The 24,826-nt window shown below is 51.9% G+C and carries 24 protein-coding genes and 1 other RNA gene; 14 read left to right on the top strand and 11 right to left on the bottom strand.

The window, feature by feature from the left end; translation table 11 throughout:
* Window positions 1–13: 13 nt before the first annotated feature.
* Genes tnpA through tnpC form a run of 3 tightly spaced genes read left to right on the top strand, consistent with a single transcriptional unit; the run spans window position 14 to window position 2,326 of the window.
* Window positions 14–394 (top strand): IS66-like element accessory protein TnpA, encoded by a 381-nt coding sequence (tnpA, locus tag BH714_RS22690; protein WP_080765221.1) that lies wholly within the window; start codon window positions 14–16, stop codon window positions 392–394.
* Window positions 391–738 (top strand): IS66 family insertion sequence element accessory protein TnpB, encoded by a 348-nt coding sequence (gene tnpB, locus BH714_RS22695; protein WP_040018977.1) that lies wholly within the window; start codon window positions 391–393, stop codon window positions 736–738. Before tnpA ends, tnpB begins: the two co-directional genes overlap by 4 nt.
* Before the next feature lie 49 nt (window positions 739–787).
* Complete coding sequence (gene tnpC / locus BH714_RS22700; RefSeq protein WP_040018978.1) at window positions 788–2,326, top strand: IS66 family transposase; 1,539 nt, start codon at window positions 788–790, stop codon at window positions 2,324–2,326.
* Between the two features lie 154 nt (window positions 2,327–2,480).
* On the opposite strand, the gene BH714_RS22705 is transcribed toward tnpC, so the two are convergent.
* Window positions 2,481–3,407 (bottom strand): ribokinase, encoded by a 927-nt coding sequence (locus tag BH714_RS22705; protein WP_040018979.1) that lies wholly within the window; start codon window positions 3,405–3,407, stop codon window positions 2,481–2,483.
* A gap of 11 nt (window positions 3,408–3,418) precedes the next feature.
* Entirely contained in the window at window positions 3,419–4,300 is an 882-nt protein-coding gene (locus BH714_RS22710) for an SIS domain-containing protein (RefSeq protein WP_040018980.1), read from the bottom strand.
* Between the two features lie 316 nt (window positions 4,301–4,616).
* Here BH714_RS22710 and BH714_RS22715 point away from each other — a divergent pair, with 316 nt between their 5' ends.
* Window positions 4,617–5,570: a sugar phosphate isomerase/epimerase family protein gene (locus tag BH714_RS22715; RefSeq protein ID WP_040018981.1), complete on the top strand. Its 954-nt coding sequence runs from the start codon at window positions 4,617–4,619 to the stop codon at window positions 5,568–5,570.
* A gap of 63 nt (window positions 5,571–5,633) precedes the next feature.
* Entirely contained in the window at window positions 5,634–6,869 is a 1,236-nt protein-coding gene (locus BH714_RS22720) for an MFS transporter (RefSeq protein ID WP_004180195.1), read from the top strand.
* A 595-nt stretch (window positions 6,870–7,464) separates the two neighbouring features.
* Here the strand turns inward: BH714_RS22720 and BH714_RS22730 are convergent.
* The 4 genes from BH714_RS22730 to smpB all read right to left on the bottom strand — a co-directional run bounded on the left by BH714_RS22730 (window position 7,465) and on the right by smpB (window position 13,613).
* Entirely contained in the window at window positions 7,465–11,094 is a 3,630-nt protein-coding gene (locus tag BH714_RS22730; protein WP_040018982.1) for a DEAD/DEAH box helicase, read from the bottom strand.
* Between the two features lie 137 nt (window positions 11,095–11,231).
* Window positions 11,232–12,473, bottom strand: coding sequence for an integrase (locus BH714_RS22735; protein WP_040018983.1), 1,242 nt, complete (start codon window positions 12,471–12,473; stop codon window positions 11,232–11,234).
* A gap of 204 nt (window positions 12,474–12,677) precedes the next feature.
* Window positions 12,678–13,041, bottom strand: a transfer-messenger RNA (tmRNA) gene (gene ssrA, locus BH714_RS22740).
* A gap of 89 nt (window positions 13,042–13,130) precedes the next feature.
* Entirely contained in the window at window positions 13,131–13,613 is a 483-nt protein-coding gene (gene smpB, locus BH714_RS22745; RefSeq protein WP_008502505.1) for an SsrA-binding protein SmpB, read from the bottom strand.
* A 156-nt stretch (window positions 13,614–13,769) separates the two neighbouring features.
* Between smpB and BH714_RS22750 the strand changes: the two genes are divergently transcribed.
* Both BH714_RS22750 and BH714_RS22755 read left to right on the top strand, forming a co-directional pair.
* Window positions 13,770–14,207, top strand: coding sequence for a type II toxin-antitoxin system RatA family toxin (locus BH714_RS22750; RefSeq protein ID WP_024908332.1), 438 nt, complete (start codon window positions 13,770–13,772; stop codon window positions 14,205–14,207).
* Complete coding sequence (locus tag BH714_RS22755) at window positions 14,197–14,484, top strand: RnfH family protein (protein WP_040018984.1); 288 nt, start codon at window positions 14,197–14,199, stop codon at window positions 14,482–14,484. Before BH714_RS22750 ends, BH714_RS22755 begins: the two co-directional genes overlap by 11 nt.
* A gap of 99 nt (window positions 14,485–14,583) precedes the next feature.
* Here the strand turns inward: BH714_RS22755 and bamE are convergent, their stop codons facing one another.
* From bamE to nadK, 3 genes are all read right to left on the bottom strand, one after another.
* Window positions 14,584–14,922, bottom strand: coding sequence for an outer membrane protein assembly factor BamE (gene bamE, locus BH714_RS22760; protein ID WP_014171256.1), 339 nt, complete (start codon window positions 14,920–14,922; stop codon window positions 14,584–14,586).
* 138 nt (window positions 14,923–15,060) lie between these two features.
* On the bottom strand, window positions 15,061–16,722 hold the full coding sequence (gene recN, locus BH714_RS22765; RefSeq protein ID WP_020883908.1) for a DNA repair protein RecN: 1,662 nt from the start codon (window positions 16,720–16,722) through the stop codon (window positions 15,061–15,063).
* Window positions 16,723–16,807: 85 nt separating this feature from the next.
* A complete protein-coding gene (gene nadK / locus BH714_RS22770) occupies window positions 16,808–17,686 on the bottom strand; it encodes an NAD(+) kinase (protein ID WP_020883909.1) in 879 nt (292 codons plus the stop codon).
* Between the two features lie 122 nt (window positions 17,687–17,808).
* Here nadK and grpE point away from each other — a divergent pair, with 122 nt between their 5' ends.
* The gene (gene grpE, locus BH714_RS22780; RefSeq protein WP_020883911.1) at window positions 17,809–18,402 is read left to right on the top strand and encodes a nucleotide exchange factor GrpE; all 594 of its coding nucleotides are present in this window, start codon (window positions 17,809–17,811) and stop codon (window positions 18,400–18,402) included.
* 51 nt (window positions 18,403–18,453) lie between these two features.
* Here the strand turns inward: grpE and BH714_RS22785 are convergent, their stop codons facing one another.
* Window positions 18,454–19,740 (bottom strand): HlyC/CorC family transporter, encoded by a 1,287-nt coding sequence (locus BH714_RS22785; protein ID WP_040018985.1) that lies wholly within the window; start codon window positions 19,738–19,740, stop codon window positions 18,454–18,456.
* Between the two features lie 18 nt (window positions 19,741–19,758).
* A complete protein-coding gene (locus BH714_RS22790; protein WP_003863130.1) occupies window positions 19,759–20,550 on the bottom strand; it encodes a cytochrome C assembly family protein in 792 nt (263 codons plus the stop codon).
* Window positions 20,551–20,716: 166 nt separating this feature from the next.
* Between BH714_RS22790 and ffh the strand changes: the two genes are divergently transcribed.
* From ffh to BH714_RS22820, 6 genes are all read left to right on the top strand, one after another.
* Complete coding sequence (ffh, locus tag BH714_RS22795) at window positions 20,717–22,078, top strand: signal recognition particle protein (protein ID WP_014171250.1); 1,362 nt, start codon at window positions 20,717–20,719, stop codon at window positions 22,076–22,078.
* 190 nt (window positions 22,079–22,268) lie between these two features.
* On the top strand, window positions 22,269–22,517 hold the full coding sequence (rpsP, locus tag BH714_RS22800) for a 30S ribosomal protein S16 (protein WP_014171249.1): 249 nt from the start codon (window positions 22,269–22,271) through the stop codon (window positions 22,515–22,517).
* A gap of 15 nt (window positions 22,518–22,532) precedes the next feature.
* Entirely contained in the window at window positions 22,533–23,072 is a 540-nt protein-coding gene (gene rimM / locus BH714_RS22805; protein ID WP_040018986.1) for a ribosome maturation factor RimM, read from the top strand.
* A gap of 31 nt (window positions 23,073–23,103) precedes the next feature.
* Entirely contained in the window at window positions 23,104–23,871 is a 768-nt protein-coding gene (trmD, locus tag BH714_RS22810; RefSeq protein ID WP_014171247.1) for a tRNA (guanosine(37)-N1)-methyltransferase TrmD, read from the top strand.
* Window positions 23,872–23,914: 43 nt separating this feature from the next.
* On the top strand, window positions 23,915–24,262 hold the full coding sequence (rplS, locus tag BH714_RS22815; RefSeq protein WP_002914145.1) for a 50S ribosomal protein L19: 348 nt from the start codon (window positions 23,915–23,917) through the stop codon (window positions 24,260–24,262).
* 131 nt (window positions 24,263–24,393) lie between these two features.
* Window positions 24,394–24,798 (top strand): DUF2946 domain-containing protein, encoded by a 405-nt coding sequence (locus BH714_RS22820; RefSeq protein WP_040018987.1) that lies wholly within the window; start codon window positions 24,394–24,396, stop codon window positions 24,796–24,798.
* The last annotated feature ends 28 nt before the right edge of the window (window positions 24,799–24,826 follow it).

Raw genomic sequence — 24,826 nt, forward strand, 5'->3', positions numbered from 1 at the left:
CAAAGTGTCAGATATGCAGAAAAATATGACTCCCGGCAGACGTAAAGGCTGCCCTAATTATTCTCCTGAGTTTAAACAGCAACTCGTTGCTGCCTCTTGCGAACCCGGAATATCCATCTCAAAACTTGCCCTTGAAAATGGCATTAACGCTAATCTGTTGTTCAAATGGCGCCAACAATGGCGCGAGGGAAAGCTGCTGTTACCTTCTTCAGAGAGCCCTCAGCTACTTCCTGTGACTCTCGATGCCGCTGCCGTACAGTCAGTGCCACTCGCAGAGAACCCGGAAACCCTCAGTATCAGCTGTGAGGTAACGTTCCGGCACGGAACGCTCCGCCTCAATGGCACTGTCAGCGAAAAGCTCCTGACCCTGCTGATACAGGAGCTCAAACGGTGATCCCGTTACCAACAGGCACCAAAATATGGCTGGTTGCTGGTATCACCGACATGCGCAACGGCTTCAATGGTCTCGCCGCAAAGGTGCAGACGACGCTGAAAGATGACCCTATGTCCGGCCATGTCTTCATCTTCCGGGGGCGCAGCGGCAGTCAGGTAAAACTACTGTGGTCCACCGGCGACGGGTTGTGCCTGCTGACCAAACGGCTGGAGCGAGGTCGCTTCGCCTGGCCCTCTGCCCGTGATGGCAAAGTGTTCCTGACCCCGGCACAGCTGGCGATGCTGATGGAAGGTATCGACTGGCGACAACCTAAACGGTTGCTGACATCCCTGACCATGTTGTAAATCTCTTTATCCTGGTTGTTGCAGAATAAGCCTGGTAAAATGAGGGCTTATGAACGACACCTCTTCTGACGACATCCTTCTGCTGAAACAGCGGCTTGCCGAACAGGAAGCGCTGATCCACGCCCTTCAGGAAAAGCTGGAGGACCGGGAGCGTGAAATAGACCATCTGCAGGCTCAGCTGGATAAGCTCCGCCGGATGAACTTCGGCAGTCGTTCCGAAAAAGTCTCCCGTCGTATCGCACAAATGGAAGCCGATCTGAAGGCGCTTCAGAAAGAGAGTGATACGCTGACCGGTCGGGTGGATGACCCGGCAGTCCAGCGCCCGTTGCGTCAGACACGTACCCGTAAGCCGTTCCCTGAATCACTCCCCCGTGACGAAAAGCGACTGCTGCCTCCGGAGTCGTGCTGCCCTGACTGCGGCGGTTCACTGAGCTATCTGGGTGAAAATACCGCCGAACAGCTGGAGCTGATGCGCAGCGCCTTCCGGGTTATCCGGACGGTGCGGGAAAAACATGCCTGTACTCAGTGCGATGCCATCGTGCAGGCCCCGGCGCCTTCGCGGCCCATCGAGCGGGGGATCGCCGGACCTGGGTTGCTGGCCCGCGTGCTGACATCGAAGTATGCAGAGCACACGCCGCTATATCGCCAGTCAGAAATATACGACCGGCAGGGTGTGGAGCTGAGCCGCTCACTGCTGTCGGGCTGGGTGGATGCATGTTGCCGGCTGCTGTCCCCGCTGGAAGAGGCGCTTCAGGGTTATGTCCTGACCGACGGTAAACTCCATGCCGATGACACCCCGGTCCAGGTGCTGTTGCCGGGCAATAAGAAGACGAAGACCGGACGGTTGTGGACGTATGTTCGTGACGACCGCAACGCCGGGTCAGCGCTGGCGCCAGCGGTCTGGTTCGCCTACAGCCCGGACAGAAAAGGCATCCATCCGCAGGCCCATCTTGCCGGCTTCAGCGGTGTGCTGCAGGCGGATGCGTACGCCGGGTTCAACGAGCTGTACCGCAATGGCCGGATAACGGAAGCCGCCTGCTGGGCTCATGCCCGCCGAAAGATCCACGATGTGCACGTCCGCACCCCATCAGCACTGACGGAAGAAGCCCTGAAACGTATCGGTGGGTTGTATGCCATCGAGGCGGATATAAGGGGAATGCTGGCGGAGCAGCGGCTTGCTGAACGTCAGCGAAAAACGAAACCGCTGCTGAAATCCCTGGAAAGCTGGTTGCGTGAAAAGATGAAAACGCTGTCACGACACTCAGAGCTGGCGAAAGCGTTCGCGTACGCACTTAACCAGTGGCCGGCACTGACGTACTATGCGGACGATGGATGGGCCGAAGCAGACAATAATATCGCTGAAAATGCCCTGCGGACGGTCAGTCTGGGTCGTAAAAACTTCCTGTTCTTCGGCTCTGACCATGGTGGTGAGCGGGGAGCGCTGCTGTACAGCCTGATCGGGACGTGCAAACTGAACGGCGTGGATCCAGAAAGCTACCTTCGCCATGTGCTTGGCGTCATAGCTGACTGGCCGGTCAACCGGGTCAGTGAACTGCTTCCCTGGCGCATAGCACTGCCAACTGAATAACACATCACCGTCAATACGGCCCTCGCTGTACGCTTACATATGAAAAAGACCACAAGGATAAAATATCTCTGTGGTCATGGCTTCTTGATTCGAAAAATCTTTATCAGGCGAGCAATTTCATTGCCCTTCATTGATAACGGTGGATAGATTTTACTTAATCTAACAAGCTGGAGTTTTTAAGGGCATGAGAAACGTCCGGTAGCATGGGAAAAGAGTTTTGCCCGCCATATTTCTGTATTGAACAAGAGCTAATTTCAGCAGCAAAGGGGATTCCGTCCGTCAGCGAAAAACCATTAACAATGCAGTAGGCAATACCTCCAATAAATGAATCGCCGGCACCGGTGGTATCAACAACATCCGGACAGAATACAGCCGGGAAATGTCGAGTGCCATGTTCCTGGGACAATACCGCCCCTTTTTCACCGAGGGTAATGATTACCTGTCCCTTCACTCGTTTATGCAGTCCGGTTGCACAAGAATGAGCGTCATCAATCGAAGATACATCGGCACCGCTCATGAAGGCGGCTTCTGTCTCATTAACAACCAGGTAGTCCACCAGACTCAGGGCGTGGGCGGAGACATCCCGTGCCGGGGCGTTATTAAGGATAATGCGGCAATGGTGGGTGCTGGCAACGCCGATAATATACTCAACAACGGGGGCCGGAATTTCTGACTGAAGAATAACCAGTGGCTGTCCTTCGAAGAGTGACTCAGTGATGTCATCTTCACTGATAAGGTAATTAGCGCCTTTGATAATGGTGCTGCAGTAGTCACCTGATTCAAGGATCTGGACGATACCGATACCTGTGGTGGTACCCCGCTTGTTTACATTCTCTACCGATACATTATTCTCACGTAAAGAGTTGATCAGCTCGCTACCATAAATGTCATTTCCGACACACCCAACCATGCTGACGTTCAGTCCAAGTCTAGAACACTGCACCGCCTGATTAGCCCCCTTCCCACCTGGCATGAGCATTAACTCATTGCCAGTAAATGTTTCGCCCAGTTCCGGAAGCCGATCCTGCTGGACTAGAATGTCATAGTTCAGACTACCAATAACGACTACATCACTTTTCATCTTTTCAACCTTTAACTGGCGGTACGCTTGGACGCTACCGCATTTCTGGTGCTGAGTAAGCTATTTTTACTTTTGTCACTGGTTTTACTGGCAATAATGGTAAAAATAGCGTCAAGAATATTCAGATGTACTATTCGGGTGGTAGCATTCTCGCCCGTGATCGGGTTATTTTTTACTGCCGAAATAATTGAATGTCGGGCAATAAGGCTAAGCGGACTGTTCGGATAATTAGTTAAACAAATCGTTTCTGCGCCGCTCTCATTTGCCATATTTACCATCTGGATAATATCCGACGTTTGTCCGGAGTGGGACACGGCCAGAAGAATATCACCTTGCCGCATCAGCGATGCAGTCATCAGCTGTTTATGACTATCACTAAATACTGATGAGAAGATACCAATTTTTAGTAGCTTATGATTGAAATCATCACAGATTGCACTTGAACCGCCACAGCCAGCAATAAATATTCTGGCTTCTTCAGGCTTATTAATGAATAGATATGCAACCGATTTGATGACGGCACAATCAATGACATTTAACGATTCTTGCAGGGCAAGAACAGAATTAAGAAAAGTACTTTCAAGAACACTTTCAACATACTTTTCCGAATCGGGAACAACCGGAATGTCAACAGTGTTTTCAACGGCGTTCATGTTATTAGAGACGCTTAACTTCAAATCATGAAACCCGGTAAATCCCAGTTTTTTGGAGACTTTGGTTATACTCGATACGCTAACCTTCAAATAATTAGCAATTTCTGTGATTGACATACGTGCCAGGGACTGAGGGTTATCATCTATAAAGCGGGCGATAGCTCTCTCTTTTTTACCTAGTTCAGGAGCCAGCGTTCTCGCAAGTAAAAATACTTCATTACCCTTCAGCCTGCTGTGCATAACCCCTCCTGTAAATGTGAAAACGAAATTAGCACGACAAAATGATATGAAATGTTATCTGGGTCACATCCTATAAAATACTTTACTAATGTATTTTACTCTCAGTAAAATATTCATCTGGTTAATTGGTATGAAATTTTACAGTCAGTAAAATTAAATTTTAATGCGTTGATTTTAAATGATTTTACTGGAAATGAAGTTTTTATGTCTGAGCGGTATAATTTTATTTATTTGCAGTAATATTTTCCCGCTTCTATTTACTGAGATGAAATTCAATCTTATAAAAACACCTGGAATACAAAACAAGGTGACTGCAATGAAATTTTCCTCCCGAATTAATTCTTTCCGTTCAAGACCTGAACTATTCGATGCGAAAAACAAAATGGATACGTGTGATCTCATTACCCGTATGGGTAGTGTGGAAGGATTAACACATATCGAACTTAACTATCCTGAGCATTTTATTGGCCAGGATAAAGAACTGATTAAAAAATGTATTGCTGATAATGGTCTGCAGGTAGGTGGTATTGCGCTGCGCTACAATAAAGACTTTATTGATGGCGAGTTTACCAACCCGAATCCTGCGTTGCGCAGTAAAGCCATTGAGACGACGCTGGAAGCCGCTGAGATGTGTAAATTTCTCGAGGGCAATACCGTCACCTTATGGTTTGGATATGACGGCTATGATTACCCGTTCCAGCAAGATTACTTCCGCGCGTATGAGCTGCTCGTTGATGCCTTACGCATCGTGACCCAGGCACATGGGGATATGCAGTTCAGCTTTGAATACAAACCTTATGAGCCGCGTACTTTCTCCTTTATTGGGGATGTTTCCTCAACCTTGATGTTGATTGATGATGTTGGCAGTGACAATCTGGGTATCACCCTCGATTTCTGCCATATGATAATGAAGAAGGAAAATCCGGCCTTCTCCCTGTTCCAGTCAGCTCGTAAAAACCGCCTCGTCGGTTTCCATCTTAATGACGGCTACGGTCATTTCGATGATGGCCTGATGCTGGGTTCCGTACATCTCCTCCAGACTCTGGAATATATCTACTACGCGAAACGCGTTGGTTTTAGTGGCCTGATTTATTTCGATACCTTCCCGAGCCGCGAAGATCCGGTCGCGGAGTGCGCTCAGAATATCCGTATGTATAAAGCACTGTCTGACTTTATTGACCGTCTCAGCATTCCTGAAATTGAGCAAATGATCCAAAGCCAGGACGCCCTGAAAGTACAGGGTATGTTACTGAAAATGATCGCCGAATAATTAAAACAACCCGAACCTTACCTCGTATCCGCGACCAGTCAGTGTCTGACACTGGAGGGAAATATGTTTGAAAAGATAGGGTTACCCAGGAATTTATTATGGGGATATATCGGCCTGACCATCTTTATGATTGGCGATGGTGTTGAGCAGGCGTGGATCTCAATCTGGCTTGTAGAGAAGGGGCTGTCTGTTGCACAGGCATCCTACCTGATCACCGCGTATGGTGTTACTGTTACGCTGGCAGCCTGGGTTACTGGCGTTCTGGTTCAGACGCTAGGCCCGCGTAAAGTCATGTTTTACGGTCTGGTAACCTTTATCATTGGCAGTATCGGTTTTATCAGTGTTGGCCTTAAACACATGGAAATGGCGTGGATGCTTCCTTTCTACGCATTACGCGGGATTGGATATCCTCTGTTCGCTTACTCATTCCTGATATGGATTAACTACAGCACGCCTGTTGCGCGCAGGGCGACTGCAGTTGGCTGGTTCTGGTTTACGTTCTCATTAGGGCTGAGTGTGATTGGGCCCTTCTTCTCTTCGATGGCGTTACCGGTGCTGGGTGAGATCCACGTGCTCTGGGTCGGCTTACTGTTTGTCCTGGTCGGGTCTGTTCTCGGGATCTGGGTCAACCGTGATGTTGTTCCTGCTTCAGAAATTCACCCATTCAGCGCGGGTGAATTACTGAAAGGGATCACCATTCTGCAGCGGCCGGTCATCGCGATGGGCCTGGTGGTGAAATCCGTAAACGGTATCGCGCAGTACGGGCTGGCCACCTTCCTGCCTCTGTACCTGATCAGTTATGGCTACAGTAAAACAGAGTGGCTGCATATGTGGTCTGCAGTATTCCTGGTGGCTATTTTTGCCAATCTGTTCTTTGGGTTCTTTGGTGACAAATTTGGCTGGCGGAAAACCATTATGTGGGTCGGGGGATTTGGTTATGCCGCTGTTCTCATTCTGGTGTGGGCGGTCCCCCAGGTACTGGGTCATAATTTCTATGTGATGGCATTTGTACTTTGCCTTTGCGGCGTGACCATGGCGGGCTATGTTCCTTTGTCAGCGTTATTTCCGATGCTTGCCCCGGACAGTAAAGGAGCCGCTATGTCAGTACTGAACCTTGGTGCAGGCCTGGGAGCCTTCATCGCTCCCGCTATTACAGCATTGTTCTATTCATCTCTTGGCGCAGGTGGTGTTCTAGGCATCTATGCCGGTTTATATATCCTCAGTGGCGTGCTTACACCTTTCCTCAAAACGCCGGAGGAGCTTAATCAGCAGGCTGAACTGAAAGATAAGGTCGCATAATCGGGTGTAACTTTACTACAAGGTCCGGGTAATCCCGGGCCTTAGTGAATCGCCACGGGTTTAACCGACATCCAGCCAGCTTTTGAACCGTTATGACTTCTTTAAGATTATTTATAATTTTTTAGTTGACCAGGCACTCAAAATTTAACGTTATTGGGTTAGACGGAAGGTCTGCTTTTGGCACTAAACGGGCTAAAGCAGACTGATTTGATGAGATAAGGGTATAGATGAATTCTCCATACCCTTAAACGATTACTTCCCAGTTGATTTGCTTGGTTTCAGTCCTGGGGTATTGCCGGGTGTATCCTTATTATCACGTCTGCGTTGATCGGGTTTTCCTGTTGATTTTGCGATTGGTTTTGGACCAGGTTTAAGCCCCATAATCATACTCCTTAGCCATGTCAGAGGTTATTCCTCAGTGTGGATATAAGGGGAGCGGTAAGAATTATCAAGCTTGGATGGGCGGTGAAAAGTGACTGCTTGACTATTATGTGAGCAATGTCAGATTTTAACACATAGCGGCCAGCCCATTACTGAAGTTAGCCAAAAATGAGTCGCGATGAGCCCTCAATAATGAGGGCCACCTCGGAGATTGTTAGGCTGATTTCGCCAATTGCCGATGCAGGACCTGAAGGCTAGTTCCCGCCCCTGCCCATGCAGCAGCCGAGCCGACCACATACAGGTTTTGCTTGGCGCGTGAGACGGCTACATTGATTATGTTTGGTGGGCTTGCCGCCCACTGACGTGCCCTTTGCTGACTCGCTTTCGGCGCACCCAGCAACAGGATTACCGTGTCCGCCTCTCGGCCCTGGAACGTGTGGATTGTGCCTACACGATCACGGCACCATTCATCCAGCTTTACGCCGAACGTTCGCAGCAGATCAGTTTCACTGTCGAGACGCCGACGCATGTTCTGCTCTACGATCTTGAATGGTGTGATGATAAATACGTCCGGATTTGTAATGCCCGATGCTGCCAGCTCTTTGAGCATTCGCACAACCGCTTCGCCCTCGTCGGGACACCACTTCGTCTCAGCATCGCCATTGATATCCACCCAGTGAGATCTCCCCAAAGCCGAGCCGATAGATCCGGGTTTTTTAGGCCCGACAGCATGGACCATCTGCCCGGCATAGGCGATGGAGTTAGAAACATCAAACATTGGGTTCTGGCAACGCCTGTGAACGAGCAATGGCAGCCCGACTTCTCGATCACCTACGTCCATGACGAAGGTGGATTTGAAGCGCGATGCCTGATCAGCAAGGGTCTGCGTAGATGCTGCGGGGGCAGACCATTCGACTTGGTCAATGTCAAAGAACTTGCAGATTTCGGCGTTCAGCTTTTCAGGAAGTGAAACTACAGGTGGGATTTGCAACGGGTCACCTACCACGATGGAGCGCTTTGCCCGCATGATAGCTCCAACTGCTGCCTGAGGAACGGCTTGGCCCGCTTCATCTACCAGAAGCCAACCAATGCTCTCTGGTGGCAGATCCCCGAACATCGTCCGAACAGAGGCGAATGTCGTGGACACGGTCGGCACAACCACGAAAAGGCTTGACCAAAGGTCGGGGAGAAGTTCACGGTGAGCGGAAGACTGGAAGGCACCAGCTACCATGCCTGACATCAATAACCCAAGATTGTGTTGCAAGCGGCTGGCCGAAGCATCGATGAACGTTTTATGCACAGTCAGGGCAGCGGCGAAAAGATCCTCCCGCAGGCGATGAACCTCATCGGGAAGCCAGGGTGCAGTGAGGTGGATAGCCTCGTGCTCGAGCTCGAAGAACCTCGCATCAACGACCCTGTCTCCCATACGGTTTCGTGCCTGTGCCTCGGTTGCCTTCAATTCCGAGACAGCCTGACATTTGCTGGAAATTTCCTGGTCGAGTTGCTGTAACTGGGACTCAGTATTGCCCCACTCAGCCCTTGCAAGCTCTAGGGCACCGTCCGTCCCCTGCGCCCGTATGACTGATTGCTGCAAGGTCGCCGAGAGCTTCTGCAGTGTCGATCTCCACGACTTCCAGGCCGCAGTCGCAAACAAACGGGAGAAGAAACCTGGACGGCAAGCAAGATGGCTGTCGAGCATGATCTTGTCCTGCTCGATCTGCGATTTTGCCTTCTCATGCTCTCGTTGGCAGGATTCAGCAGTCTTGTGTGCCTCTTCGACGGCTTCATTCAGACTCGGTCGACGCTGTTCAGCTCTTTGAAGTTCGGTGATCGCTCCCTTGAGCGCCTGGATATCCCGTCGCATCTCTTCGATGCTGGCGATTTCGGCGTCTACCGTCTCCTTAAGTTTAAGAAAGGCGGTTCGCGCTTTCTGCCAGGCCGCAGCAGCATCCGCTTCGTTGGTGCTGGGCCGCTCATTGACAACCACGCTGGGCATCACGCGATCGATGGTTTCGCCAGTTCGCTCGTCCTTGAGCTCACGCATGACATTTATGCCGCGAGCTGCTTTCAGGTAGGTAAGGAAACCACCGTCTTCATTCCACCAGAAACCTTGCTGAAACGCGCCTCGGTTGCTGCTCTTGCCGAGAGCTGCGGCGATCAACCCCCAGGTTTCGACAGTGTCGGAGGGGATGCCCCCCTCGGCCTCGGCTTCGAAATAGCCGGCGCGTTTGGGATTCGCAATCAGATCGCTGATGGACCGGAAGTAGGCGATCTGTTCATGGCGACCATTGGCTTCCTTGAGAGGAAGCTCTTTACTGACGTTTTCGACCGCTTTGTTATTGGAGGAGGCTACGACGATCTCATGGCCCTTCAAGGATGCATGTAACTTGTAGAAGTGCAGGAATGCATTGGAACCGAATGCCAGCTTCTCGCCTGTTGTGGAAAAGGCATCCTGCGGTTTGTTGAAGCCGGACATCGCCGTGGCCCGATCGAGAATGCATCCAACGACGATATCCCGGAGAAGAGTGGTCTTTCCGGTTCCCGGAGGCCCATTGACGCCGATGATACCTGGAGCATCATTCAGCTCAGCACGCGCCGCATTCACGGCAGCCTGTTGAAGCAGCACCAGTGGATGGCCGCCTTTCGAAGGCCAACGAGCCTGCGGCATGAGCGACGGTGCGACGAACGGCTCAACTGCGGAAATGGGCGATAGCACGTCGATTTTCTGGTCAGGTCTTCCAATTCCCATGTAGCGGCGCAAACCGGTTCCGGCTTTGCCCGTCTCGAGCAATTTGGTTGCTTCACCGAGATCTTCAAGATAGAAGGAATTCAGTAACGAAGGTTCAGGCGGCGCCTTAGCCTTGAAATGATGAAACACCTTAATCGCGAATGTGGGTGGCTCAACCAAATGCTCGGGTACACTGAACTGCGATACAAGCCATTTATAAGCGTTATGAACAACATTCAGATCGATCGGTATGGGTTCTCCATCTTTGTTGTGGTGGCGAACCATTCGATCCAGATGCTCGATAATGCGCGGCTCAACATTCGGCCAATTCCCTAAACTCCCAAGCTTCAGATCGAGAGCCGGCTTGAGTGCCCAGGCAAAACTGGACACGGCAACGCCTTTGTCCTCAAGCACAAAGCCTTCTTTGTCGATCAGGATCGAGCCGATGGCCGCTTTCTTACCGTCCGGGCGTGAACGCTCCTCATCCTCGCCAAAAACCTTGACCAGCTCGTCCGTCGCCTTGTCGAGAGCGATGGAGCCGAGGACGACCTCGAAATAAAGCTTATAACTGGGCTTGCTGCGGGCATTTGGTCCCCATGGAACACCTCGCTCCAATAGAGCAACCCTAGAGCGGTCGCCGGTTGCCATATCCTCTGGGCGTTTATAAGCTTGAGGCGACAGTGCTTCGAGGGCTGTCCATGCTGCCAGTATTGCTCGCGCATCATTCGCCTTACCTGATGGAGAAAAAGACGGGATCGGACCAAGGTCGATTTGGTCTTTGTCGAATTGCTCTCGTATGGCAGAGTCTGGGATGGCCTTCAGTTGAAGTTGCTCTTCCGCAGCAGGCGAATTGTGGGGCACAACTCGAGAAGATTGAATGGACACCGAATCGGGATGGTGTGTTGATGGGCTGGAAGCCGACATGGCGACCACGCTGTGGCCGCTTAGTGCAAATAGAGATTGCTCGATTTTAGCCGTCAGCGTCCGCGCCCTGGCAGTGTTGCGAAAGGTCAGCTCGCTCAACAACTGTTCAAGTTCGCTAACATTGTTGCTGGACTGCTCGAAGATTGCTTCCAGATCGAAGATTGATTTTTGCGCATACTGCCGTGTCTTCATTTATTTCTGCGGCTCCATATCCCTTCAATTAAGAGATATTATGCTAATTAGCTTGATTTCTAAAACTATTAGCTTTCGCTTGAAATATAAATTCTCATCTGGCCACTACTAAAGTGGGAACTGTCATTAATTATCCGTCATCCCGCTAAACGCATTCCTTTCGTACCTCCCTCAATCATACTTCCACGATCCGCAGCCATCACAAAATCAGCCCACCATTGCATCATTGGACGTCGTTGCTCCAGGTAATCGCTGCGGTTATAAGCACGCCGAACCTCATTCTTATCCACATGAGCAAGTGCTGCCTCAATCACATCAGGCGGAAAACCTTGCTCGTTGAGAGCTGTACTGGCAATAGATCGCAAACCGTGTGAAACGAGCACCCCACCAAAACCTGCGCGTTTAAGCGATGCGTTAACGGTTTGACTGTTCATCGGCTGGTTTGGCTTGATGCGGCTGGGAAAGATAAATTCTCGATTTCCACTTAACGGCTTCATCATCTCCAGTATCGCAATTGCTTCATCTGACAATGGAACAGTATGGTCGCGGTTCATTTTCATGCGTGCTGCAGGAATCTTCCATTCTCGGGCTTCTAGGTCTACTTCATCCCAGCGAGCTTCAGCCGCTTCGGCGGGACGGGTGATAGTAAGAAGTTGCCACATGAACAAGCAGCGTGTTGAAAGGCTAATGCTGGCTGTTCGCATCGTTTGCATCAACTGAGGCAACTGATCCGGGCGAATACTTGGCATATTCTTCTTCTGCGGCTTCTCAAATGCCTTGCCAATGTTGACACTGGGAACAGCATCAATCAGCCCTGTGTTTTGGGCATAGATCATGACCTCATTAATGCGTTGGCACAGTCGACGAACGGTTTCCAGTGCTCCTCTGGCCTGAACAGGTTGAACGGCCTGAACCAGTGTGTGAGCTTTAATATCTGTAACGCTAACGTCCCCAATTGCAGGAAAGACATCTCTCTCAAGAGAGCGCCAGATATCTTCTGCATAGTCCGCTGTCACGCTTGCTTTCTTCACATTCCACCAACGTTCAGCTACGAGCTGGAAAGTATTGGTTTTGGCTTCAATTGAACTGCGCAGTTGTTCCTGCTGATGTTCCTGGGGATCAATTTGTTTCGCCAGAAGAGAGCGGGACTCTGCCCGATAGTTTCGGGCATCGGCAAGGGTAACTGACGGGTAGGGGCCTATGCTCTTCTTCGCACGTTTCTTAGTGACAGGGCGAATGTAGCGAAACTGCCAGATTTTACTTCCGCTGGATTTGATTAGTAGCTCAAGGCCATCACCATCATAGAGAACGTAGTCCGCTTCCTTGGGCTTAGCAGATTCAATTTCTTTAACGGATAGAGGTTTGGTTTGTCTTGCCATTGCCGGGTTTCCATAGTTTTAGGCACCTCAAAAACAATAAAGCTTTATGAGGTGCCTAACAAGGTGCCTAAAAGGTTCGGATTTAATTAGTCGGCATCAGACTTCGCGGGACAAAATGAGGGCACAAAAAAGCCCGCAGGGCTTGCGCCGTGCGGGCTCTTAGGACTTCATCGGATGACTCTGGTAATCACCGATGGAGAATTTTGGTGGAGCTGGCGGGAGTTGAACCCGCGTCCGAAATTTCTACATCCTCGGTACTACATGCTTAGTTTGTCTTTACATTCGCACGCCAGCTGCGAACAAACACGCCACTAACGTACTAGCCTGATTAGTTTTAACGCTTCAACCCCAGGCAGGGCTTCCACGCGATCTCTTTTGGGTTTGACCTCTCTTGAATCCCCGTCTTAAGAGCGGAAGCTAGGGAGAGAGGGCTCAGAGCAGGTTATTAAGCTGCTAAAGCGTAGTTTTCGTCGTTTGCGACTATTTTTTTGCGGCTTTTTACGAGGCAAACCGCCCCTCGGCATGCACCTTGGGTTTCGCAAATCCCGTCGAATCCAGAATCAGCCCCAATAGTGTTGAACTGAGTATACCAGATTTTACATCCTGGATACCAGCCCGGAACGCTAACTTATTGAATAGTACAATAAGTGCGCAGAATCAACGTCCTGCGTTTTTCATAATACGTGCTTTGTCGAGCTGCCATTCGCGCTCTTTCAGATCGGTACGTTTGTCGTGCTGTTTTTTACCCTTCGCGACGCCAACTTTCACTTTGCACCAGGCATTTTTCCAGTACAGCGACAGGGCAACCACGGTGAAGCCTTCACGGTTAATGCGCCCATAAAGGGACTCCAGTTCGCGCTTGTTCAACAGCAGCTTACGGGTACGCGTTGGGTCACACACGTAGTGTGACGAGGCGACGGTCAGCGGCGTGAAGTTGGCACCGAACAGGAAGGCTTCGCCATCTTTCAGGATCACATAGCTATCACCGATGTTGGCTTTCCCGGCGCGCAGCGATTTTACTTCCCAGCCCTGCAATGCAAGGCCAGCTTCGAATTCTTCTTCAATAAAATACTCGTGGCGAGCACGCTTGTTGAGCGCAATGGTCGCCGAGCCTGGTTTATGTGCTTTTTTCTTCGTCATAAGTATCGTAAAGCCATCGGTAATCTGATTTCAAAAAGTCACCTCATTGCGTCCTGTGAGGTCTAACGCGCTATATTAGCACGAGATGAGGCTTAGCGTTTTTTTAACAGGTGATAAATGTTATTATTTGTCGGTTGTGTGACCATGGGAAATGCTATGCCTCAGATTAGCCGTACTGCGCTTGTTCCATACAGCGCGGAACAAATGTATCAGTTAGTGAACGACGTTCAGTCTTATCCAGAGTTTATTCCGGGATGTACCGGGAGCCGAGTGCTGGAGTCTGGCCCGACGCAGATGACGGCGGCGGTCGATGTCTCCAAAGCGGGGATCAGCAAGACGTTCACCACCCGCAATACGCTGACGAGCAATCAGAGTATTTTGATGCATCTGGTAGATGGTCCGTTTAAAACCCTGATGGGTGGCTGGAAGTTTACCCCCCTCAGCGCTGATGCCTGTCGCATCGAGTTCCAGCTGGACTTTGAGTTTACCAATAAACTGATTGAGCTGGCGTTTGGCCGCATCTTTAAAGAGCTGGCCTCGAATATGGTTCAGGCGTTCACGACCCGCGCCAAAGAGGTTTACAGTGTCGCATAAGATAGCTGTCGAGGTGGTGTATGCGCTGCCGGAGAAGCAATATCTGCAGCGTGTGATGCTGGACGAAGGTGCGACCGTTGAGGCGGCTATTCGCGCTTCTGGCATCCTTGAGCTTCGTCGTGACATCGACCTGGCGAAAAATAAAGTCGGCATTTACAGCCGTCCGGTCAAACTGACTGATGTGGTGAATGAGGGTGACAGGGTCGAAATTTATCGCCCGCTGATTGCCGACCCGAAAGAGCTGCGTCGCCAGCGTGCGGAGAAATCGGGTAAGTAGTTCGCTCTTCACCTTAAGCCTGATCTCAAAGGGGCGAGGGGGATGAAGGAAAACAAAAAAGGTGCTCATTGAGCACCTTTTTGCATCTCTGACACCTGATTATTTGGTCAGGGCAGGCTTGTTGTCGATGTTAGTCAACACACCGGCGCTGCTGAAGGTCAGCGTCAGGGTCTGCTGGGACGCGTCTTCATGGCCCGGCTGCTGACGGAATACATAGAACCAGGTGTTTGTGCCGAACGGATCGGACATCATTGGGGTTCCAAGTGCATAAGCGACCTGCTGTTGTGTCATCCCCACACGGATTTTGGACACATCGTTAGGGGTAAGGTAGTTCCCCTGGTTGATGTCAGGACGGTAAACCACTTTCTCCAGAGTGGAACAGCCTGCGGTCAACATCAGAAGAACCGCTGCGGCAGCGGTCAGCATTTTACAACGCATAGTGATTTGATTCCTTTTCGGGCCCGAGCAGAACGCGGCTCATATGTTATATGCCGATGATAATAGACCTTGCCCCACTTTGAAACCGGTCTGGCGGCGTTTTTGTTGTTCTCTATGACCCTGAGATCCCGAAAAAGTTTATGCCGCCAGCAGTTCTTTCGCGTTCGCGAGCGTATTTCGCGTGACTTCACTGCCGCCCAGCAGGCGTGCCAGCTCCTGCAGACGTGCGCGTTTATCCAGTGGCTTCATATGCGTTTCTGTCATTTCACCGTCAGTTTCTTTGCTGACGATAAAGTGATGATGACCACACCCGGCCACCTGCGGCAGGTGGGTAACACACATGACCTGCGTTGATTCACCCAACTGGCGCAACAGTTTGCCGACGACCGCCGCCGTAGGGCCGCTGATCCCCACGTCTACTTCATCGAAAATCAGCGCCGGGGTTTCCATTTTACGTGCGGTAATCACCTGAATCGCCAGCGCGATACGCGACAGTTCACCGCCGGAAGCCACTTTAGAGATGGGCTGCAACGGCTGCCCCGGGTTGGTGGTGACGCGGAATTCGATACGGTCCGCACCTTCCGCCGTCAGATGGTTCTCTTCGAAACGGACATCGATGGTGAATACGCCGTGCGGCATCGCCAGCGTGTGCATGCTGTCGGTGATGTGCTGGCTCAGTTCCTGGGCGTAATGTTGACGGATCTCATGCAGCTGTTTCGCCGTCGTCAGCGCCTGTTCATGGTGCAGGTTCACCGCCAGTGACAGGGTTTCCAGCGAGTCAGCCTGATCGTCAAGCTGCTGTTGTTCATCAAGCAGGGACTGATAGTAGCCAGGCAGTTCTTCTGGCGTAACGTGGTGCTTACGCGCCAGCGAGATCTGACGGGAGATGCGTTGCTCCAGTTCAAACAGACGGTTCGGGTCGAGATCCAGACGTTCACAGTAGTGGCGCAGTTCGTCACTGGCTTCTGAAATCTGAATCGCGGCCTCTTCCAGCATATCCAGTACGCCAGAGAGTTTGCTGTCCATGCCGGCCAGCTCGGTGATGAGCTGACGAACATTATACAGCTGGCTCTGCAGGTTCACGTCTTCACCGTCAGCCAGCATGTTAAGGGCATTCTGGCTGGTTGAGAGCAGGTGACCGCTGTTAGCCAGGCGCTTGTACTCTTCGTCGATAAGCTCAAATTCACCCGCCTGCGGGCTAAATTCGTTGAGTTCTTTAAGCTGGTATTCCAGAAGCTCAGCACGGGCGGCACGCTCCTGGCTTTGCTGCTGGTGCTGGGCAAGCTCACGGCAGCTTTGATGCCACTGGCGATAGTGCTCCGCCATGCGCTGAGTAAGTGCGTACTCACCAGCATAGCCATCAAGCAGCGCTTTCTGCTGCTCCGGTTTAATGAGTTGCTGGTGCGCGTGCTGGCCGTGGATCTGAATGAGTAACTGGCCGAGCTCGCGAAGCTGGGAAAGCGGGACTGCGGTGCCGTTGATAAAGCCGCGGGAACGACCATCGCTGCTGATAACGCGACGAAGTAAACACTCACGTCCGTCTTCCAGCTGGTTCTCTTCGAGCCAGCGCAGGGCGGCAGGGGTATCTTTCAGGGAAAAGCGAGCGCAGAGATCGGCACGGTTTGCGCCCCTGCGCACCATGTCACCTTCTGCACGGCCGCCGAGGCACAAGCCGAGGGCATCTATGGCAATGGATTTACCCGCACCGGTTTCCCCGGTGATCGCCGTCATGCCGCTGTGGAAATCGATCTCAAGCTCACGAACTATGGCAAAGTTGCTGATGGTCAGTTGTGCCAGCATAATTGTTTTCCTGTATGAAAAACCATGACTGTGTTTTCATACAGTATAAACTGGTTTTATATACAGTAAAGTACTGGATGCAAAATCAGAACAATTTTTTTGACCAGCCAAGCTTCGAGCTTAATGTATTGAAATAGCTGTAATCTTTCGGGTGAATAAGATTCAGGTGGTAATCACACCGACGAATGAGAACATCTTCACCTTCCTGAATAGGCAGCGCAATCTGGCTGTCGCAGCTGATCTCCAGATCGTTACGGCGGTGCGAGAAACGCAGACGAATGGTGCTGCTGCTGTTGATCACCAGCGGACGCGCGGAGAGCGTGTGCGGGAACATCGGCACCAGAGTGATGGCATCCAGTGAAGGGGTGAGGATCGGGCCACCCGCAGAGAGCGAGTAGGCAGTCGACCCTGTCGGCGTGGAGATAATCAGCCCGTCAGAACGCTGCGAGAAGGCGAAGATTTCGTCGATATAGACTTCGAACTCAATCATGTGCGCCACTTTGCCGGGATGGAGCACTACTTCGTTAATCGCGGTGCTGATGCGCTTCTGGCAGTCCTGCTGACACACCTGCGCTTCCAGCAAAAAGCGTTTTTCGCTGATATAATGACCTTCCAGCACGTCGGCCAGCTGCTGCTGGGCGTTGTCCGGATCGAGGTCGGTCAGAAAGCCGAGATTGCCGCGGTTGATACCAATGACCTTGATGTCATAACGCGCAAGCGTTCGGGCCGCGCCGAGCATATTGCCGTCGCCACCGACCACCACGGCGAGATCCGCCTGCTGGCCAATTTCCGCCAGCGTGCCGGTTTTGACACTCTTCAGCTGCAGCTCCTGGGCAATCTGCTGCTCGACCATCACTTCATAGCCTTTGCTACACAGCCAGCGATACAACATTTCATGTGTCGTCAATGCGGTAGGGTGACGCGGATGCCCGACGATCCCAATACACCTGAAATGATTATTCATTTTCTGGAGGTCCTTGTGCCTGATGAATGATGACAATCTGTCTTGTTCCCTTGAATCCCGGAAACTGATCCCCATAATAAGCGAAGTTAGCGATATGAATGCAGAAAAACGCGGAGAAATTCATGAGTAGTAAAGAACAGAAAACGCCTGAGGGGCAAGCCCCTGAAGAAATTATCACGGAACAGCACGATGATGTTGAGGCTGTAGAGCCGGACGCATCTGCTGAGCAGGTGGACCCGCGCGATGAAAAAATTGCGAATCTGGAAGCTCAGCTGGTAGAAGCACAGAATCGCGAACGCGACAGTGTTCTGCGCATCAAGGCGGAAATGGAAAACCTGCGCCGTCGTACCGAGCAGGACGTTGAGAAGGCGCATAAATTTGCGCTGGAGAAATTTATCAACGAACTGCTGCCGGTGATTGATAGCCTGGATCGCGCACTGGAAGTGGCTGATAAAGCTAACCCGGACAACACCGCGATGATCGAAGGTATCGAACTGACGCTGAAATCCATGCTGGATGTGGTACGTAAGTTTGGCGTGGAAGTGGTTGGCGATACCAACGTTCCGCTGGATCCAAACGTGCACCAGGCGATTGCGATGGTGGAATCAGAAGACGTTGAAGCCGGTAAAGTGCTTGGCGTGATGCAGAAAGGTTATACCCTGAACGGTCGTACCATTCGTGCTGCAATGGTTACCGTGGCGAAAGCGAAAGCGTAATTTGCCATCTGTAGTGCCGGGTGGCGGCTTGCGCCGTACCCGGCCTACTCTCTACTCAGCAATACTTTCCCGAATCGGTTTTACCGGCAGGACTTTCACCTGCTTAATCATATTGTCCTGCACGTCCAGGATATCAATATCGTATTGCTCAATGCGCACCCGCGTGCCCGCCGCCGGGATCTCTTCCAGTGCTTCCAGAATCATCCCGTTTATGGTGCGTGCTTCATCTTCCGGTAAATGCCAGTTAAAGGCTTTATTGAGCTCGCGAATGTTCGCGCTACCGTCGATCAGCACCGAGCCGTCGTTTTGCGGGGTGACTTCTTCCGCAAGGGAAGGGGACATTGAGGTGGTAAAGTCCCCGACAATCTCTTCCAGAATATCTTCAACCGTCACCAGCCCCTGGATATCCCCGTACTCATTGACCACCAGGCCGACCTTCTTCTTGTTACGCTGGAACTTCACCAGCTGGGTGCTGAGCGGCGTTCCTTCCGGCACGTAATAAATTTCGTCGGCGGCGCGGAGCATCACCTCTTTGGTGAACTCTTTTTTCTCGGTCATCAGACGATAAGCTTCGCGCACGCGCAGCATGCTGATGGCATCGTCCAGAGAGTCGCGGTACAGCACGATACGCCCGTGCGGGGAGTGGGTCAGCTGGCGGACGATGGCTTTCCAGTCGTCATTGATATCAATGCCGACGATCTCATTACGCGGCACCATGATGTCGTTAACGCTGACCTTTTCCAGATCCAGTACCGACAGCAGCATGTCCTGATTACGCCGGGAGATCTGCGAGCGCGATTCATGCACGATGGTGCGCAGCTCTTCTTTGCTGAGCGCGCTGCTGATGGTGACGTCTGCTTTGATACCGATCATCCGCATCAGAATACGCGTCACCATGTTCAGTAACCAGACCAGCGGCATCATCAGGATCAGCAGCGGTGCCAGCAGGAAGCTGCTGGGGTAGGCCACTTTTTCCGGGTAGAGCGCGGCGATGGTTTTAGGCAGCACTTCTGCAAACACCAGCACCACAAACGTCAGCACACCGGTGGCAATGGCGACGCCGGCGTTGCCGTACAGGCGCATCCCAACGATGGTACCGAGCGCAGAGGCAAGAATGTTGACGAGGTTGTTACCGATGAGCACCAGACTGATCAGACGATCCGGTTGACGCAGCAGTTTTTCGACGCGACGGGCGGCACGGTTACCCTGTTTAGCACGATGACGTAACCGGTAGCGGTTTAAGGTCATCATGCCGGTTTCCGAGCCGGAGAAATAGGCGGAGATGACCACCATGACGATCAGCGTAATGATCAGCGTGGTGGTAGAGATGTGTTCCAGGGGGAACTCCTTTGTTACTTAGCCAGCAAATTGCTGTATGAAGCGGCTGCCAAAATAGGCAAGGGTGAGAATGCCCGCGCCCGCGACGTTGAACCAGACCACGCGACGACCGCGCCAGCCTTCATGATAATGGCCCCATAACAGGACAATATAGACAAACCACGCGATGATGGAGAGGACCGCTTTATCGATATTCTCCACGCTGAACAGGTTTTTCATATAAAACAGGCCCGTGCACAGCGTTAACGTCAGCAGCACGACACCGACCTGCGTGATGTGGAACATCTTACGCTCAATCACCATCAGCGGCGGCATCTCATGGTTAAAGGCCAGCTTTTTGTTTTTCAGCTGATAGTCAATCCAGGCGAGCTGCATGGCATAGAGCGCGGCGATAATGAGCGTTGCGTAAGCGAAGAGTGACAGGCCGATATGCACCAGCATTCCCGGCGTCGCTTCCAGATGCGTAATAAACTCATTGGGCATAAACGTGGCCAGGGCCAGGTTAATCAGCGCGAAGGCATACACAATCGGCAGTAGCAGCCAGCCGCGGTTTTTAGAGGCGACAATGGTCATCACCGTACAGATCATCAGGCTGACCAACGAGCCGACGTTGAGCACGCTCAGGTTCTGTACGCTGCCATCGCCGGGGATAATGCGCGATTCCAGCGCGAACGCATGGCTTATCAGTGCGATCACCGCCGAAAGAATAGCCATGCGTCGCCAGCCGCTGTTTTTTTGCAGCAGTCCAGGAATGATCAGCGCGAGGCTGACAGAGTAGGCAACAAGGGCGATCAGTGCGAAAACAGGCATATAGGCATCGACAGTTGTCTTAATAAGAAAGAGAAGCAGTATAACGTTACGTGACGCCTGCTCCAACCGTTGCATAACAACAAAGCCGCCTTCATGTTATACTCCGGCAAAATTCTGTGTATGTGTCGCTGCCAGCGACCCAACGTTTCTACTCAGGCGAGAGACAATGTTTGATAATTTAACCGATCGTTTGTCGCGCACGCTGCGCAACATCAGCGGCCGCGGACGCCTTACCGAAGACAACATCAAGGAAACGCTGCGCGAAGTGCGCATGGCGCTGCTGGAAGCAGACGTCGCGTTGCCGGTTGTTCGTGATTTTATCAACCGCGTTAAAGAGAAGGCGGTTGGTCATGAAGTTAACAAGAGCCTGACCCCGGGTCAGGAGTTCGTCAAAATCGTCCGTAACGAACTGGTTTCGGCGATGGGCGAAGAGAACCAGGTGCTTAACCTGGCGGCACAGCCACCGGCCGTCGTGCTGATGGCGGGCCTGCAGGGTGCGGGTAAAACCACCAGCGTGGGTAAGCTGGGTAAATTCCTGCGTGAAAAGCACAAGAAAAAAGTGCTGGTCGTTTCTGCGGACGTCTATCGCCCGGCGGCGATTAAACAGCTGGAAACCCTGGCGCAGCAGGTCAGCGTGGATTTCTTCCCGTCTGACGTTGCCCAGAAGCCTGTCGACATCGTTAACGCGGCGCTGAAAGAGGCGAAGCTGAAATTCTACGACGTGCTGCTGGTGGATACCGCCGGTCGTCTGCACGTTGACGAAGCGATGATGGATGAGATCAAACAGGTGCATGCCGCTATCAATCCGGTAGAGACCCTGTTTGTTGTTGACGCCATGACCGGTCAGGATGCGGCGAACACCGCGAAAGCGTTTAACGAAGCGCTGCCGTTAACCGGCGTAGTGCTGACCAAAGTGGACGGTGACGCCCGCGGCGGTGCGGCGCTTTCGATTCGTCATATCACCGGCAAGCCGATTAAATTCCTCGGTGTGGGTGAGAAAACCGAAGCGCTGGAGCCGTTCCACCCGGACCGTATCGCCTCCCGTATCCTCGGCATGGGCGACGTGCTGTCGCTTATCGAAGATATCGAGAGCAAGGTTGACCGCGCCCAGGCTGAGAAGCTGGCCAGCAAGCTGAAAAAAGGCGACGGCTTTGACCTGACCGATTTCCTTGAGCAGCTGCGTCAGATGAAAAACATGGGCGGCATGGCAAGCCTGATGGGCAAACTGCCGGGCATGGGCCAGATCCCTGACAACGTAAAAGCGCAGATGGATGACAAGGTGCTGGTGCGTATGGAGGCGATCATCAACTCGATGACCCTCAAGGAACGTGCTAACCCGGACATCATCAAAGGGTCCCGCAAACGCCGTATCGCAGCCGGTTGCGGCATGCAGGTGCAGGACGTAAACCGCCTTCTGAAACAGTTCGACGACATGCAGCGCATGATGAAGAAAATGAAGAAAGGCGGCATGGCGAAGATGATGCGTGGCATGAAGGGCATGATGCCGCCAGGATTCCCTGGCCGTTAATCGCCTGGCTGTTGGCTATTTTAATGCCGGGGTGTGCCCGAAAAGCACACCCTGGACGTGTTTTGCAGCAGAGTTTTAACTGCTGATTGCATTTTCCCCAGAAATCAGTAAAATTTTCGGGCTTTTAATATGACACCCGGGCTCCGTTCCTCGATGGGGCCCGGTTGTTTTATTCACACAAGAGGATGTTATGGTAACTATTCGTTTAGCACGTCACGGCGCTAAAAAGCGTCCGTTCTACCAGGTTGTTGTTACTGACAGCCGTAATGCACGCAACGGTCGCTTCATTGAGCGCGTTGGTTTCTTCAACCCGATCGCTTCTGGTTCTGAAGAAGAAACCCGTCTGGATCTGGATCGTATCGCTCACTGGGTTGGCCAGGGCGCTACTGTTTCCGATCGCGTTGCTACGCTGATCAAAGCAGCAAACAAAGCAGCTTAATCTGTCACGGTGGTCATGATGAGCAATAAAGCACCTGTTGAACCGATTGTATTGGGCAAAATGGGTTCTTGCTACGGTATTCGTGGTTGGCTCAGAGTGTTTTCCTCCACTGAAGACGCTGATAGCATTTTTAATTACCAGCCCTGGTTTATCCAGAAAGCCGGTAAGTGGGAAGAGGTCGAGCTGGAAAGCTGGCGTCACCACAATCAGGACATCATCATCAAGCTGAAAGGCATTGACGATCGTGATGCCGCGAATGCACTGACTAATTGTGAAATTATCGTGGATTCGTCGCAGTTGCCGCAGCTGGAAGAGGGCGACTACTACTGGAAAGACCTTATGGATTGCCAGGTGGTCACCACTGAAGGTTATAGCCTGGGGAAAGTCATCGACATGATGGAAACCGGGTCAAATGACGTTCTCGTCATTAGGGCAAACCTGAAAGATGCATTTGGCATCAAGGAGCGGTTGGTTCCGTTCCTCGATGGACAGGTTATCAAGAAAGTCGATCTCGCTACTCAAACGATTGAAGTAGATTGGGATCCTGGTTTTTAAATTCTCCGGATAAACGGTAAAAGACGGCGCTATGTGGATTGGCATAATTAGCCTGTTTCCTGAAATGTTCCGCGCGATTACCGATTACGGGGTAACTGGCCGGGCAGTAAAGAATGGCCTGCTGAACATCCAGAGCTGGAGTCCTCGTGACTTTACGCATGACCGGCACCGTACCGTGGACGATCGTCCTTACGGCGGCGGACCGGGGATGTTAATGATGGTGCAACCCTTACGGGACGCCATTCACACAGCAAAAGCCGCGGCAGGTGAAGGCGCGAAGGTGATTTATCTGTCACCTCAGGGACGCAAGCTTGATCAAGCGGGCGTCAGCGAACTGGCGACGAATCAAAAATTGATTCTGGTCTGTGGTCGCTACGAAGGGATAGATGAGCGCGTAATTCAAACCGAGATTGACGAAGAATGGTCTATCGGCGATTACGTACTCAGCGGTGGTGAGTTACCAGCGATGACGCTGATTGACTCCGTTGCCCGGTTCATTCCGGGTGTACTGGGCCATGAAGCTTCGGCAACGGAAGATTCCTTTGCTGATGGGTTGCTGGACTGTCCACACTATACTCGTCCTGAAGTGTTAGAAGGGATGGAAGTACCGGCGGTGTTACTGTCAGGAAACCATGCTGAGATACGTCGCTGGCGTTTGAAGCAGTCGCTGGGCCGAACCTGGCTTAGAAGACCTGAACTTCTGGAAAACCTGGCTCTGACTGAAGAGCAAGCAAAGTTGCTGGCCGAGTTCAAAAAAGAACACGCGCAACAGCAGCATGAACATGATGGGAATGCGTAATACGCTCCCGAATATCAGTTTACCCAGGATAAGAGATTAAATTATGAGCAACATTATTAAGCAACTTGAACAAGAGCAGATGAAGCAGGACGTACCTTCCTTCCGTCCAGGTGACACCGTGGAAGTGAAAGTATGGGTTGTTGAAGGTTCCAAAAAACGTCTGCAGGCATTCGAGGGCGTGGTTATCGCTATTCGTAACCGCGGTCTGCACTCTGCATTCACTGTTCGTAAAATTTCCAACGGCGAAGGCGTTGAGCGTGTCTTCCAGACTCACTCTCCGGTAGTTGACAGCATTGCTGTTAAACGTCGTGGTGCTGTACGTAAAGCTAAACTGTACTACCTGCGTGAGCGTACTGGTAAGTCTGCTCGTATTAAAGAGCGTCTGAACTAAGATTCGCTTAAGCGACATCCTGTTAAAAAGGGCTGGCCGAAAGGCTGGCCCTTTTTTATTCCATCGCACCTCTCGCATTAACCCTTTCGTCATAAATCATTTACAATGCTGGCCTCTTAACGGGAGGGAAAGTGGATAACGTACTGCATCGGCATAACTGGAAACGCGCAGCGGCTTTGACCGCGCTGTTTGCGATCCTGCTGATCGTGGTTGCGCCGCTTATCTCCATCTCGCTGCAAAAAGATCCCATGAGCGCCATGCCGGGAATGCATCATGACATGAGCATGATGTCGATGGATGAGCACCATGGCGATATGTCGCACTCGATGCCCGTCGACCATGCGGAAGCGTGTGGCTACTGTGTACTGTTAGCGCATGTGCCGGGCATGATGCTGGCGCTGATTGTACTGCTCAGTGTGGTACTGCAAAGGAGTCGCGTTACACCGCCGCAACCGCCGGTCAGCCACTGGCACTTTTTCCCCTGGCTCTTTCCTGATACCCGCGCGCCGCCGCGGCAGTCTGCTTTTTCCCTTTAAAAAAAAAATCGATAACTTTTTGCCTTAA

Source organism: Enterobacter ludwigii (assembly GCF_001750725.1).
Taxonomy (GTDB): Bacteria; Pseudomonadota; Gammaproteobacteria; order Enterobacterales; family Enterobacteriaceae; genus Enterobacter; species Enterobacter ludwigii.

Bases quoted from the DNA above. Each gene is read 5' to 3' on its own strand.
- rplS (WP_002914145.1), top strand. From the start codon at position 23,915: ATGAGCAACATTATTAAGCAACTTGAACAAGAGCAGATGAAGCAGGAC.
- grpE (WP_020883911.1), top strand. From the start codon at position 17,809: ATGAGTAGTAAAGAACAGAAAACGCCTGAGGGGCAAGCCCCTGAAGAA.
- BH714_RS22730 (WP_040018982.1), bottom strand. From the start codon at position 11,094: ATGAAGACACGGCAGTATGCGCAAAAATCAATCTTCGATCTGGAAGCA.
- ffh (WP_014171250.1), top strand. From the start codon at position 20,717: ATGTTTGATAATTTAACCGATCGTTTGTCGCGCACGCTGCGCAACATC.
- smpB (WP_008502505.1), bottom strand. From the start codon at position 13,613: ATGACGAAGAAAAAAGCACATAAACCAGGCTCGGCGACCATTGCGCTC.
- bamE (WP_014171256.1), bottom strand. From the start codon at position 14,922: ATGCGTTGTAAAATGCTGACCGCTGCCGCAGCGGTTCTTCTGATGTTG.
- tnpA (WP_080765221.1), top strand. From the start codon at position 14: ATGCAGAAAAATATGACTCCCGGCAGACGTAAAGGCTGCCCTAATTAT.
- BH714_RS22720 (WP_004180195.1), top strand. From the start codon at position 5,634: ATGTTTGAAAAGATAGGGTTACCCAGGAATTTATTATGGGGATATATC.
- BH714_RS22715 (WP_040018981.1), top strand. From the start codon at position 4,617: ATGAAATTTTCCTCCCGAATTAATTCTTTCCGTTCAAGACCTGAACTA.
- tnpC (WP_040018978.1), top strand. From the start codon at position 788: ATGAACGACACCTCTTCTGACGACATCCTTCTGCTGAAACAGCGGCTT.
- BH714_RS22750 (WP_024908332.1), top strand. From the start codon at position 13,770: ATGCCTCAGATTAGCCGTACTGCGCTTGTTCCATACAGCGCGGAACAA.
- BH714_RS22705 (WP_040018979.1), bottom strand. From the start codon at position 3,407: ATGAAAAGTGATGTAGTCGTTATTGGTAGTCTGAACTATGACATTCTA.
- BH714_RS22790 (WP_003863130.1), bottom strand. From the start codon at position 20,550: ATGCCTGTTTTCGCACTGATCGCCCTTGTTGCCTACTCTGTCAGCCTC.
- BH714_RS22710 (WP_040018980.1), bottom strand. From the start codon at position 4,300: ATGCACAGCAGGCTGAAGGGTAATGAAGTATTTTTACTTGCGAGAACG.
- rpsP (WP_014171249.1), top strand. From the start codon at position 22,269: ATGGTAACTATTCGTTTAGCACGTCACGGCGCTAAAAAGCGTCCGTTC.
- recN (WP_020883908.1), bottom strand. From the start codon at position 16,722: ATGCTGGCACAACTGACCATCAGCAACTTTGCCATAGTTCGTGAGCTT.
- nadK (WP_020883909.1), bottom strand. From the start codon at position 17,686: ATGAATAATCATTTCAGGTGTATTGGGATCGTCGGGCATCCGCGTCAC.
- rimM (WP_040018986.1), top strand. From the start codon at position 22,533: ATGATGAGCAATAAAGCACCTGTTGAACCGATTGTATTGGGCAAAATG.
- BH714_RS22735 (WP_040018983.1), bottom strand. From the start codon at position 12,473: ATGGCAAGACAAACCAAACCTCTATCCGTTAAAGAAATTGAATCTGCT.
- trmD (WP_014171247.1), top strand. From the start codon at position 23,104: ATGTGGATTGGCATAATTAGCCTGTTTCCTGAAATGTTCCGCGCGATT.